The 13,226-nt window shown below is 34.5% G+C and carries 13 protein-coding genes; 2 read left to right on the top strand and 11 right to left on the bottom strand.

Annotation, left to right across the window (positions count from 1 at the left end):
* Positions 1-136: 136 nt before the first annotated feature.
* The 10 genes from K292_RS0101985 to K292_RS0101945 all read right to left on the bottom strand — a co-directional run bounded on the left by K292_RS0101985 (position 137) and on the right by K292_RS0101945 (position 10,843).
* On the bottom strand, positions 137-1,735 hold the full coding sequence (locus tag K292_RS0101985) for a type I restriction-modification system subunit M (RefSeq protein ID WP_027398435.1): 1,599 nt from the start codon (positions 1,733-1,735) through the stop codon (positions 137-139).
* A 16-nt stretch (positions 1,736-1,751) separates the two neighbouring features.
* Positions 1,752-2,840, bottom strand: coding sequence for a restriction endonuclease subunit S (locus tag K292_RS0101980; protein WP_027398434.1), 1,089 nt, complete (start codon positions 2,838-2,840; stop codon positions 1,752-1,754).
* Positions 2,837-3,838, bottom strand: coding sequence for a RhuM family protein (rhuM, locus tag K292_RS0101975; RefSeq protein WP_027398433.1), 1,002 nt, complete (start codon positions 3,836-3,838; stop codon positions 2,837-2,839). The genes K292_RS0101980 and rhuM overlap by 4 nt, the downstream gene beginning before the upstream one ends.
* A gap of 48 nt (positions 3,839-3,886) precedes the next feature.
* Positions 3,887-7,096 carry a type I restriction endonuclease subunit R gene (locus K292_RS0101970; protein WP_027398432.1) on the bottom strand — a complete coding sequence of 1,070 codons (3,210 nt, stop codon included), beginning with the start codon at positions 7,094-7,096 and terminating at the stop codon, positions 3,887-3,889.
* A complete protein-coding gene (locus K292_RS0101965) occupies positions 7,093-7,668 on the bottom strand; it encodes a restriction endonuclease subunit S (protein WP_027398431.1) in 576 nt (191 codons plus the stop codon). The genes K292_RS0101970 and K292_RS0101965 overlap by 4 nt, the downstream gene beginning before the upstream one ends.
* Positions 7,669-7,987: 319 nt before the next feature.
* Positions 7,988-8,359: a metal-dependent transcriptional regulator gene (locus K292_RS0101960; protein WP_027398430.1), complete on the bottom strand. Its 372-nt coding sequence runs from the start codon at positions 8,357-8,359 to the stop codon at positions 7,988-7,990.
* 42 nt (positions 8,360-8,401) lie between these two features.
* A complete protein-coding gene (locus K292_RS19495) occupies positions 8,402-8,545 on the bottom strand; it encodes a FeoB-associated Cys-rich membrane protein (RefSeq protein WP_084145864.1) in 144 nt (47 codons plus the stop codon).
* A gap of 40 nt (positions 8,546-8,585) precedes the next feature.
* Positions 8,586-10,055 carry a ferrous iron transport protein B gene (feoB, locus tag K292_RS15580; protein WP_330364882.1) on the bottom strand — a complete coding sequence of 490 codons (1,470 nt, stop codon included), beginning with the start codon at positions 10,053-10,055 and terminating at the stop codon, positions 8,586-8,588.
* A 15-nt stretch (positions 10,056-10,070) separates the two neighbouring features.
* Entirely contained in the window at positions 10,071-10,619 is a 549-nt protein-coding gene (locus K292_RS19390) for a FeoB small GTPase domain-containing protein (RefSeq protein ID WP_330364881.1), read from the bottom strand.
* On the bottom strand, positions 10,616-10,843 hold the full coding sequence (locus K292_RS0101945; protein ID WP_027398429.1) for a FeoA family protein: 228 nt from the start codon (positions 10,841-10,843) through the stop codon (positions 10,616-10,618). Before K292_RS0101945 ends, K292_RS19390 begins: the two co-directional genes overlap by 4 nt.
* Positions 10,844-11,051: 208 nt before the next feature.
* Here K292_RS0101945 and K292_RS0101940 point away from each other — a divergent pair, with 208 nt between their 5' ends.
* Positions 11,052-11,504, top strand: coding sequence for a Fur family transcriptional regulator (locus tag K292_RS0101940; protein ID WP_027398428.1), 453 nt, complete (start codon positions 11,052-11,054; stop codon positions 11,502-11,504).
* A 91-nt stretch (positions 11,505-11,595) separates the two neighbouring features.
* Positions 11,596-12,171: a TetR/AcrR family transcriptional regulator gene (locus K292_RS0101935; RefSeq protein WP_027398427.1), complete on the top strand. Its 576-nt coding sequence runs from the start codon at positions 11,596-11,598 to the stop codon at positions 12,169-12,171.
* 104 nt (positions 12,172-12,275) lie between these two features.
* Here the strand turns inward: K292_RS0101935 and K292_RS0101930 are convergent, their stop codons facing one another.
* The gene (locus K292_RS0101930) at positions 12,276-13,025 is read right to left on the bottom strand and encodes a GNAT family N-acetyltransferase (RefSeq protein ID WP_027398426.1); all 750 of its coding nucleotides are present in this window, start codon (positions 13,023-13,025) and stop codon (positions 12,276-12,278) included.
* Positions 13,026-13,226 lie beyond the last annotated feature (201 nt).

Here is a 13,226-nt window from a genome sequence, read left to right as displayed (position 1 = left end):
TATTACTTGAATCATGTACTAAACGTATATTTTTAACTTTGGCACATATTTTTATTGATGAATACTTTTAAAGCTCCAATTACTCCCAGGTTTTTTAACAAATAAACAATATCCTTGACTCTTTTCCAATTAATTTCTACACATTAATACCCAAAATTTTTAGCTGTTCATTAATCTTGGCTTCAAGGTTAGCGATTTCTTGTCTGTCCTGCTCTAATAGCCTGTTCACTTCATCAAGGTCTATGGCTTGTTCTTCTTCAAACGTATCCACGTAGCGGGGAATATTTAAGTTAAACTCGTTTTCTCTGATTTCTTCCAATGATGCCACGCGAGCATATTTATCAACATCCACACGATTTCGATAAGTTTCAATAATCTTATTGATGTTTTTATCAGTAAGTTTATTTTGATTTTTCCCTTTTTCAAATTCGTTGCTTGCATCAATAAACAAGATTTCTTTTGTTTTACGATTTTTCTTGAATACTAAAATCGTAGTTGGGATGGTTACGCCGTAGAACAAGTTAGCAGGTAATCCTATAACTGTATCAAGGTAGTTTTTCTCAATTATAATTTGACGAATCGCACCTTCTGCTGCACCACGGAACAATACACCGTGGGGTAATACAATCGCCATTGTTCCGGTATCATTCAGATGATACAAACTGTGTAAAATAAATGCGTAATCTGCCTTAGTTCTAGGAGCCAGCTTACCATATTCGCTAAAACGTGGATCCTTTTTTTTCGTTTCGCTATTGTCCCAATGAGCAGAATAAGGAGGATTTGCAACCACGGCATCAAAAGATCGTGGGTGATCCATTCCTTTTGCATCCGGTCCATCAGGCCAATCCCTTTCAAGGGTGTCGGCATTAGACAGTGTCATGTTATTGAATGAAACACCATGCATCATCAGGTTCATACGAGCTAAGTTGTATGTTGTCGTATTCTTTTCCTGACCAAAGAATTTAATCGCCCCCGGTTTATTTCCGCCAGGCAGCTCCTCTTGAACGGTTAACAGCAATGATCCTGAACCACAAGTCGGGTCATATAACGAAAAAGTATTGTCCGATTCTTCTACACCATCCGTTACGATTTTAGCCAAGATTTTGGAAACTTCATGAGGTGTGTAGAACTCTCCGCCTTTTTTACCTGCGCTTGCTGCAAATTGCCCTATTAGATATTCATAGATTACGCCAAGAATATCTTTGCCATCTTCCCCTTTGTAATCAATACCATCAACAAGCTTAACAATACGGTTAAGTGATTTTGCACGTTCATTTGTAGAAGAACCAAGGCGAGAGTCTCCCAGGTTAATATCGTTAAATACGCCACGAAAATCTTTTACGGCTTCTTTGTTTAATTCAGCGTTCTTATTGAAGTTATCAAAAAGTGTTTGATAATCACTGGGAATCACCATGCTGTTGTCAATCTTCTGAACTAAAGATTCCCAAGTATCAAGGGGTGCAATGGCATAGCCTAAACTTGAAGAAATATCTTCTAGGTAGTCATTCAAATCGTCACCGTTCGCTTGTTTTAAATATGCTTTATTGATGGATTCACAGTCGGCGACATCAATAACATTATTCTCAACTAAATATTGTTCCTGATGTTCTGACAGATAACGATAAAACATAAAGGCTAAAATGTAGTTCTTGTATTCTGCGGCGTCCATGTTTCCACGAAGCTCATTTGCCATCGCCCACAGTTTCGCCGTAATGGTTTGTATATTTTTACTCATATTATTATTTTCCTCCTTAGACAAACATTTGTTGTAGTAATGCTTTCTTCTGTTCCTGCAAGTGTTCAATCTTACGCTGATGAAGGGTGATGAGGTTGTCAAAATTGGAAAAAAGTTTTCCAATTTTTAATTGTTCTTCGAATTCAGGGACAAGAACATCAACATCATTTATTGTTGTTTTAGATAAACTTGGAACACCTGTAGATTCATCCTTCTTCTTCCAATCTATTTTTTGAAAAATATTATAAGTAAAATTCAAATCAAAATTATTTCTTGGAATTGCATAAAACAGCGTATCTACTGTCCAAAATGGAGCTCTTAAAATATATGGTTTATCAATCGTACCTTTTCTTCCAATACCAACTGCATCTTTATCATATGAAAGTGCATCATCTACACTTAGCATATATCCACCTGTCCCATATACTGGAATAGTTCCTTCTTGAAGATGTTTATAATCACGACCACTACAAACATCTAAAATATCCACCAACTTACGCGATTCCCAAGCGTCAGTAAATCCCGGGAAACGAATTTCTGGAAAATTTTCGCTATCTCTCGGAAACATTTTTTGAAGCAGTCCAGACTTCAATTTTTGTGTGTTATTTAACTTACGCTGATGAAGGGTGATGAGTTGGTCTAAGTTGGCAAAAAAACTACCAATAAGTTTCTGTTCTTTACCTTTTGTTATTGAAATATCAATATCGTTTATAACCGTTTTTGATAAACTTGGAACTCCGGTTGACTCATCTTTTTTCTTCCAGTCGATTCTTTGAAAAATGTCAAACACAAAATTCAAATCATTATTTCTCCTCGGGGTTGCATAAAACAAGGTATCTACTGTCCAAAAAGGTGCTTTCAGGATATAAGGCCTATCTATAGTTCCTTTTCTTCCAATACCAATGGCATCTTCATCATAAGATAATGCTTCATTCACACTCAACATATATCCGCCTGTTCCGTAAACAGGAATTGTGCCTTCTGAAAGATGTTTATAGTCTTTTCCACTTCGGACATAAACAACGTCTTCCAACTTATGCTGCTCCCAAACATCAGTGAATCCGGGAAACCTTATTTTAGGCACATTTTCTTTCTTTTCGCTCATTTATGCTCTCCTTGTATTTGCTTAATTTCTTTATCAAAATCAGAAACTATTCTTTGATGCTTGTTAAATTCTTTATATTCATCAATTGCCTTTTTCTCAGCTGAACGATGCAAAATATGCCCATGTCCTTCCAAGATTTCATAGCGGTTAAATTTTAAGAATTCATCAATACTGTTTGAAAAGTCTTGCATTCCCAATAAAGTTTCATCTTCCAACAAACGCTCTACATAGTCAAAGTAAGCGGATACGTTACGCTCCAAACTGCGAATTTGTTTTTCTGATAAATAGTTCTTTGCAACCACTACATCAGATTGTAAAATACGCCCATCGGGTGAATTCTTCCAAGAAGTAAGTCCCATATGATCTTTGTCTTTATCAGCACTGTTATAAACAATTTCAGCAGCAGTTTTGCCTGTAATCGCATAATGAAACTTGTTTTGAACTGTCGCATAAAACTTCTTGGTAATATCTGAATTTTTATCATAATCGTATGAAATTTCCGCAAAGACATCTGTTATTTGTTGCCATATACGTCGCTCACTTGCTCTAATGGAGCGAACGGTTTCAATCAACTCACGGAAGTAATCCTTACCAAAAACATTCTCACCTTGTTTCATACGTTCAACATCGATTTTAAAACCTTTTTGAATGTATTCTTTTAAGACATCAGTTGCCCATATACGAAACTTCGTCGCTTTTTGAGAATTCACACGATAGCCAATTGAAATAATCGCATCTAAGTTGTAATATTTTACAGAGTTGGTCTGTGTTTTCCCTTCCATTGCACCATGTTGAGTGGTATTTTCCAAAATGGAAACAACCACTTTTTCATCCAATTCTCCAGATTGAAAGATATTTTTCAAGTGTTTACTAATTGCCGGAACTCCAACATCGAAAAGTTGTGCAATGGTCTTTTGAGTTGCCCAAATCGTTTCATCTTGCACCAAAACTTCCACTTTTTCATCGACGTCATACATTAAAAATTGTATTTCATTCATCTCTTTCTCCTATATAATTCCAAAATAATTCTATTTTGCTATATTCGTTTAACTTTCCGCCAATTCATCCGCTAATTCGTAAATTGCTTCACGCAAACCGTTCCGGTATTTAATTTTAGACAATGACTGTATTTCTTCATTATGAGCAAGTGTCTTATAGTCAGAACTTGCTTGTGCGATGATGTCACGAATTTGACCGGTGTCATCTAAATCCTGCAAGCCGTAGCGATGGCGACTAAACATCTCCCGCATACCAGCACTTGTGATGATATCCGTGATTCCCCACTTTACTCGGAAATCAAGAAACATTCGATCAAGGCTGACATTATTGGCCTGCTGGATAATTTGTTCACTGCTGCTTAGCTTGGCAGGATACTTGAAGTCAGAACCTGCAGGCGGGAAGTGACCTTTGATGATTGCCACAGCCGCATTTATAATCTTAGCTGCATAGTTACGATCCTCCAACCCATTGGCAAATTGATTGATTTTCACTTGGGTCTCTTTTGCTTCTTTCTCTTTACGTTCGTGAACTTGGTTTAATAACTGCTCTACCAGTTCAGTAAGGTAATCATAGTCTATTTTAACATCTTTTACGTGTGTCATCCGCAGTTCGATTTGATAAAGAGGAATTTTCTTCTCTTTCGCAATATGAGATTTTAGTTCATTGGTTAAAACGGTTGTCAACATCACTTCTTGTTCTGAACTCATCCCTAGCTTTTCTACCAACTCATCTGGATCATCATAGTTAAATCCAACTTTTTCTCCGTCCACTTCATCGGGATCATATTGCTTTAATTTTGCCATTCCTCGGTTATATTCACGAAGCAACTCAAGCATATAGTCCTTTTGTTTCTCAGATGGTGGTAGTTGTTGAAATTCTGTTGTTAATGTGCTTAATTTTCCAACAACTTGTTTTACTTCACTAAACACATCTTCAAATGGTTTCGCAATGACACCGTCTTTTTGATTAGACTCACGTTGTTCATCTTCTGATAAAATGGCTGAGTCTTTATTTGCATAAATAGCAAGCGCTTTATTCATCAACTTCTCATTTTGTGCAGGCCATCGGTAATTTATCACACGTCCCCACGGCTTCTCTTGCATATCCTCAATGCGGTTCGTTCGTGAATAAGCTTGAATTAACCCAGCACCTTTCAAGGTTCTATCCACATAAAGTGCATTCAGTTCAGGCGCATCAAATCCCGTTAATAATTGATCCACTACGATAACTAAATCAAGGAAATTACCATCTACAGCAGATTTATTTAAGCGTGACGTCACGTCTTGCGTATAACCTGAAACATCATCCATCCCGAAAGATGTGCCAAATTCAGCATTATATGCTTTCATGGCATCGTATAAACCTTGATTTGTGGTAAGCATACTATCATTATTTGATGAATTTTCACTGAAAGTAACGGCAACTTTTAAAGTCTGTCCGCCACTCTTCTTTTTTTCTTCGTTGACACGTTGAAACTCCTTAAAATACATCATCGCCATTGGAGTACTTGCTTTGCCACCGCCCACATGAGTTGTAAACAAAGCATTATACTTGCCTTCATTAGAACGGTTACGCCAATTTTTGAAAATATCTTCTACTACTAGTTTGATATGATCTAGATTTTCATCGTAGAAACTTGGCTCAATAGCATCATCCATATCTTCTAGAGAAAGATTGCTGATTTTCTTCTGAATTTGTTCTTCAGTCCATTTTGGATGGCATTCATGGTAAAACGCAGGAAGATATTCTTCTTTCATTTGTTTTTCGTCAATCGTCGTTTCAAAATCCACCTTAAAACCTAAAACATTACGATCAGCTATCGCTTCACGAATGGTGTAAGCGTGTAATAGCGGACCAAAAATATCTTCTGTTCTAAGCCCAGTAGTCGTTTCATCAAACATGGGTGTTCCTGTATAAGCAACCCATGCAGATTTCTTAAAGGCTTTTTGGATATTCTTGAATGAGTCTCCCCCTGTTGAACGGTGTGCCTCATCCACGATAAACACAATATTCTTGTCTGGTGCTTTAAAAGTTTTACGCTTCACCAAAGTATCTAGTTTTTGAACGGAAGTCACAATAATGCTATTGTCTTTACTTTTAAGCTTACGGCTCAAATCCGTCGTATTGTATGTATTTTGAACGCTGCCAAATGCATCTTCTGCCGCATCAGGATCATAGGCTTTGTAATTTTCATTGGTTTGCTTGGTTAATGCAATCCTGTCCACAACAAAGACAACCTTGTCCACTTTAGGCATTCTGCTTGCAAGCCATGCCGTTTTGAAACTTGTAATGGTTTTACCAGATCCAGTTGTGTGCCAGATATAACCAATCTTATTTATACCAAATTCAAAATCAGCACGTTTCAAACTCTCCATAACGTTTTGTGTCGCATACACTTGATAAGGACGCATCACTTTCAGCATTTGTTTATTCTTTGTTCCGTCCAAAATCATATAGTTGGTAGCCATTTGATGAGCCATTGGAATGGAAAGTACTGAATCCGCAAATTCCTTCCAGCTGCGCACGATGGTATTGTCACTCTTGCGTTGCCAGTTAAAAGCAAAATCCTTATTAAATTTATCCGGCGTGGTATTTGCCATATACTTCACGTTGTTTGGTGTGATTGCCACCAAAATCTGCAAAGTCGAGAAAATATCACGATACTGATTTTCATCTGCATATTGACACATTTGATTTAGAGCTTCATTGATATCCCGGGTGTCACGCTTTTCTTCAATTTGAATGATTGGCAAACCGTTAATCAAAAGAGTCGTGTCGAAACAGCGATCTTTTTTCCCTGCGATTACTGCCGGTCGTTTAATTTGATTGACCACTTGATAGACTGTATTCCCAGCCCCTATTTGTTTTTGATCAAAAACAGTAAGGAATACATGACGTCCATCGTCTAAATCAATCTCTATTTGCGACACACCATTTAAGCCATACAAGAACTGCCCCGCTTCGTAAGGGGTTTTAATGTCAGTAATGATTTTCTTCACTTGATTAAATTCCACAACACTTAAAGGATGGTTTAGCGTGTTTTGATTGTGTTGTTCCAAGATAGCCTTGAAGTTATCCCAGAGTTGTTGTGTTGTTTTAATCTTTGATTCATATTTCCACAGTTTAGTCTTTACTATATAATCAGCCTTTGATTCTTTGGCAACAAAATCACCAATTTCTTTAAGAAAATCTGGTTTTGTAATAGTGCCACTGGTAATATATTGAATTAATTCTGTTTCAAATTGCTTTTCGTTCATTTATTGCTAGCCCCCCTAAGCTTTTCTAATATTATGGTAGTTTCTGAATTTGCCGTTCTATTTTTTAATGCTTCCAGTCGCAACTGGTTGAAATAAACTTCGCCAATAATCCGCTGTTTTTCTATTGTTGGTAAATCCGGTAATTCAAGTTCCTTCACTTGCTTCAGAGTGTATTTTAGAACTTGAGAACCCTGCAATCCCATTTGAAATTGTTTCTTAATAGATTTATCTTCATTCAGTAGGTAAACAAGATATTTTGAATCAACCTTTTCATTCGTTACTAACTTAATGTAGTTTTGCGTATATAGACACCCCTGATGATTTGCACCAACTATAGTCGATTTTCCTGATATCAAGCTAAAAACAACATCACCCTGACATAGCGTATTCACCTTGTCAAACGTTCGCACTTGTTTACTGCCACTAACATTAGAATGAATACCAACCAAATCCTCTTCAATATCTGGTTGTCCATAATAGGTGTAAAGTGGCGCTTTATTATCAAACACTTCTTTAATCCTAAATTGCGGCGAACCACTTACGATCCCAACCACATTATCTAATCTTTTCATACAGTTTTGTGCCTTTCCGAAATTAATTTTTTATTTATGTTTATATTTTATCAGATAAATTTTAAAAAGCAATTATTTCTTTTTAATTTTTAGAAATTACATTTTATATAAAAACCAATACTATTCACTTTCATATATAAAAAAAGTTGTCTTCTTCGTTAAACAAAGAAAACAACTTTTTTGTAACCAGTATTAAATTACTTGAAACTGCTTGAAAATTATCATTGCTTTTCTCTGGCAGGTATTTACTCAGCTATTTTGTGTGTCAGCATTTTTGCGGAACAAAAGTACGCTCCAATTTTTATTTATTTTTCCTGCCTTAACGATGAAAGAGTAGAATATGATCCCGAATTTTTCTATAAGTTTCATCACTAATATCATGTTCTAGCAAACAAGCATCATGCTTAGAAATCTCTGAACTAATTTTAAAATCATTTTCTAGCACTTTACTTATCAGCTGATAACGCTCATAAATTTGCTTTGCTATTTTTTCTCCAGATGAAGTTAATAATATATCGTTATTATTAGTGTAAATATACTTCATTTGTTTTAAAACTTTTACAGCTCGACTGACACTAGGTTTTGTTACTCCTAATTCTAAAGAAATATCTACCGCCCGAACATTGCCCTTTTTAACTTTTAATTTATAAATTATTTTTAGGTAATCTTCACCAGATTTATGTAATTCCATATTCATCACATCCTTAAGCTAATCATCCATTTTAAACAACTATTATTTCTCAAAATATTTCCTTATAGGACAATCAGAACACTTATTACAACAAACTTTTCCTTGTTTAGTATCTTTTCTTTTCTCCCAAATAACCCAAGCAAAATAAATAGTAATCAACATACTAATTATAATATTAGCAATCATTAAAAAGTTCCTTTCTGTGTTAGTACACTATCAAATAGTGCTAAAACAATATACCTATTTGATATACCCCAAAGGTAATTACCCATGCAACACATAATTGAAATAATGCTGTAAAGCCTGTCCACTTCCAACTGCCAGTCTCTTTTTTAATAGTAGCTAAAGTTGCAACACATGGTATATACAAAAGGCAAAACAGCATCATACAGTACGCATTAAGTTGTCCAAATCCTAAAGATCCCAGTTGTCCAACCAGTGTATTCATCCCTGCCGATGAAGTGACATTTGAAACTCCAAATAGGACAGCAAAGCTTGAAACCACTACTTCTTTTGCGGAAATGCCTGCAATTAATGATAACGCAACCTGCCAATATCCTAATCCAATGGGAATAAAGATAGGAGTGATCCATTTTCCGATAATGGCGCCATAACTATTAGCCATATTTGCAGAGTATCCCTCTGTCCCAAAGTTAAGTAAAAACCACATGAAGATAGAAGCTACAAAAATAGTTGTTCCGGCTTTCGTCAGATAATCTTTTACTTTTTCCCAAACATATATCCAAATTGTTCTGGAACTAGGTGCTTTATATTCCGGCAATTCAATTAGCAACATAATTTCCTGCTGCTTTTTCTTATCAATTCGCGAAATGATATAAGCTACAAAAATAGCTATCACAAGTCCAATCAAATACATGGAGTAAGCAGCTATCATTGCATGATTTTTAAAGAACATTCCTGAAAGCAAAATATAAATCGGTAGCTTGGCACTGCAGGACATGAATGGAGTAATCAGCATAACTTTATAACGATCACGTCTGTTTTCAAGTGCTCTTGATGCCATGATTGCCGGAACAGAACAGCCAAAACCTAAAATCATAGGGATAAATGCTCTGCCGGATAAGCCTAACTTACCCATAATTCCATCCATCACATAAGCAACCCTTGCCATATATCCGCTATCCTCAAGAAAAGCTAATGCAAGAAATAAAATAAATATATTGGGAAGAAACGTTAGAATACCTCCTACCCCTGCAAGAATACCGTCAATCATAAGAGAAGTAAACATATCTCCCGCATGAAGAAAATTAAGCCCATCTGATAAAATTATAGCAAGCCATTTAATCAAAATTCCCATATATCCTTTTAACCAATCTCCCACGGTAAAAGTCAGAAAGAAAACAAATGCCATGATAGCAAGAAAAGCAGGAAGTCCTAACCATTTACTAGTCAATATTTTATCAATTTGATCTGTAGAAGCCTCTTTTTTTGCTTTATTCACTACAACTTCCTGCATTACTTCAGTTATAAAATCGTATTTTTGGTTAATAATATCAGACTCATAACTACGGTCAATCAATTCTATCTTTGAAATAGGATATTTTTCTGTAATTTCCTTATCTTCTTCCAATAGCTTTATTGCATGCCATCTATAATTTTGAATATCAGGATAACTAACTTTTAATTCTTTTATAATACGATCAATCTTTTCTTCTATTTCATCGCTGTATACCATAGTATATTTCTGATGCTACTTGGGAAAATCACTCGTATGATGATGTATTAATTTATCAGGTATCTTTGCTTCTTTGTGATGCGCTACTGCATGTATTAAAATATCTAGCCCTGTTCTTTTACGAGCTGATACGGGGATAACGGGAATTCCAAGCATTTCAGGAAGTCTGTGAAGATCAATTTCCATTCCTCTTTTTTCCACGATATCCATCATGTTTAATGCAAGCACTACCGGCTTCCCCAATTCTAATAATTGCAATGTAAGATATAAATTTCGTTCCAAGGCGGATGCGTCTGCAACATCTACAATAACATCCAATTCATCGCTTAATATGTACTTTCTTGATACCTGCTCTTCCATCGTATAAGAAGTCAAACTATATGTACCAGGTAAATCAACTAAATTATATTCGCTGTCATGATACTTCATAGCTCCTTCTACTTTTTCAACTGTAACTCCCGGCCAATTAGCTACTTTTAAGTTAGCTCCTGTGAAAGCATTAAAGAGCGTAGTTTTTCCGCAATTTGGATTTCCAATAAATCCAACTGTTAAATCTCTCTTCATTCTTTCATCTCCTTAACGCTTATTTTTTTAGAAATTCCTTTTCCAATTGCAAAGCGTGTTCCTCGAACTTTTATAATCAAAGTTCCTTTATTCTTACTATTTAAAATATCTACCGTGCTTCCCAATGTCATACCCAATGCTTCTAATCGCTTTTCTATATTCCGTGGAAGATTTGATTGTTGAATTTTATAGGTTCGATTAATTTTTCCTAAATTTAACGTCATTTAAGTTACCTCCGTAATAATCATTTTCATTATTCTCTATTTACAAGTTTATTTTTTTTTCTATCTTTTTCAATCAATAAAAACTCATCAATCGTTTGATACGCAACAATATTTTTGTTAATCGTTGCTTATTTATATAAGTTAAGAATACTTGATGGTTTTCATTCTCATTTAACTTTTCTATACTATTTTTATCGGAGGTGAGATAATGTCAGAAACCATGAGCCCTTATCTGTTAAAACTAAAAAGTCATGATATTAAGATTACAGAAGAGAGGAAAAATTTAATAAGAATTTTTTTACAATACCCAGATTATCACTTCACACCAAATGAATTGTATGATAAATTAAAAGCAAGTGGTTATGGTATTGGGTTTGCAACAATATATCGTAATTTAAAATTATTTCACAAATTAAACTTTATACGACCAGTCACATTAGATGATGGAAGCAAAAAATACGAATTGAATCATATAGAAATAGCTTCTCCGGTATATAATACTCATTTGATTTGTAGTAAATGTGGAAAAGTTATGGACTTTCAGCCTGAAAATAACAATCTTGTTATCAGCAATCTACCTGATTCTTCTTTCTTTAACATAGAAAATATTGAAGTTCAAATACGTGGAATCTGCCCTGAATGTATGAAACAGTTTAAATAACAATATACAATGTAGTTTATCATATACACCGTTGCTTTTTCTAGCCAAATTTAGTAATATAGAAATATAGTAAATATAAGAAGGTGAAAACATGCAACATAAATTAGATCTTCGTGTAATTAAAACACGTAACAATATAAAAAACACATTTATACAATTATTAAATGAAAAAGATTTCAATCAAATAACGATTCAAAATATATTAGATAAAGCATTGATAAATCGCTCTACTTTTTACAAACATTATACGGATAAATTTGATCTTGCTAAAACGATTAATGATGAAATTCTTGATGACTATTCCTCTTTTTTAGATGAAAGATTTATGGATGGAAATAGAGATAATTTATCTATCATAAAAAATATTTATGATAGAGCATTCGAACAGAAAGATATTTACTGCGCTTTATGGACTATTAATACCGATACGCTGCATCTATATGATGATATGCAGTTATTACTAAAAAATAAATATAAATCTTATATATCTAAGCACAATATTTCAGATCAAGAACTTACAGACTACCTTGCTTGTATTTATGCATCTTTAGTTATGACAACAACAAAATATATTTTTGCTAACGGTAATCAAAACATAACTCAAAATATAATTGAACTCTTAAAGCCTCTTTTAGATTCAGTAACATTTCCTTTCGTTAACAAATAAACGTATTTAATTTTAAAATGTTAGGTAAGCCTGTTATGTTCTCATTAGTCCAAGAAGGTGACTCCTCACCAATGAACATTATATTAGCCCTTTAGATGTAACGGTCATTTTTTGAGTATTCTCTTTAAGTAGGCCACATCTAACAAATTCACTGTTTCAAACTTTCCTTTATAAAACACACCCCAGTTATTGAAAACGCAAGGTAATTCCTTTGCTTTTTGTAGTGTATCCACTTGAATTAAAGATACAGGAACTTCATTCATTTCACAATGCTGTTTTATCATCTCAATGTTTTGATAAATATAGGGGCATTGCATGTCATAATAAATTGTTAGCTCTTTGCTTTCAATTCCTTGGTTTTTAACATTTTGTGCAAACTTTGGCGTAGTTTTGTCCAAAGAGAGTGCAAGCAATTCATATCCATTATCGGTAGTATCAACAACCTCAAAGCCGAACCTCTTGGCAAATGATTGGTCAGAAAGCCATGATTTTTGTTTTTTTGCGCCCAGCATGCAAATGCCAGATTTACCCTTTTCTTTGGCATCAGCCAAACAATACTCCATCAGCGATTTCCCATACCCTTTTCCTTTATAACTACCTGAAACCCATAAGCAATACACATAATAATAGTTGTCACCAATTATGGGAACCCAAGCTGTTTCAAGAGGAGCATATTCAATAAAAACCGTAGCCTTTGCATTTAACTTTCTAAAGACATGACCTTCATTTAGTCGATCTGAAAGCCATTGTCGTTTTGCATCAATACCTTGATGGGGCTTTCTACTGCGGATAATGCAGCATAAATGCTCACCCGCAAGGTTTTCTGTTGTTAAATTTACAAAATCAGTATTCATATGTACCCTCGTTTCAATTCTAAACTTACGTTCTTGTTTTTTTACCTTCATTGCAAAATGCGTACAAGTTATTAATTACCTCAAAATCTTTTTTTCATCTTGATTTTTCATATATTATTATCAGTCTTTTCTTAATTTAATAACACAAAAATCATCCTCCACGAATGAAGATTAGTTTTATGTTAATTGAGATTTTATTTA

Source organism: Anaerovorax odorimutans DSM 5092, from assembly GCF_000426305.1.
Lineage (GTDB): Bacteria > Bacillota > Clostridia > Peptostreptococcales > Anaerovoracaceae > Anaerovorax > Anaerovorax odorimutans.
Note: the sequence above shows the minus strand (reverse complement) of the source record. Positions and strands in the feature narration are given on the sequence as shown.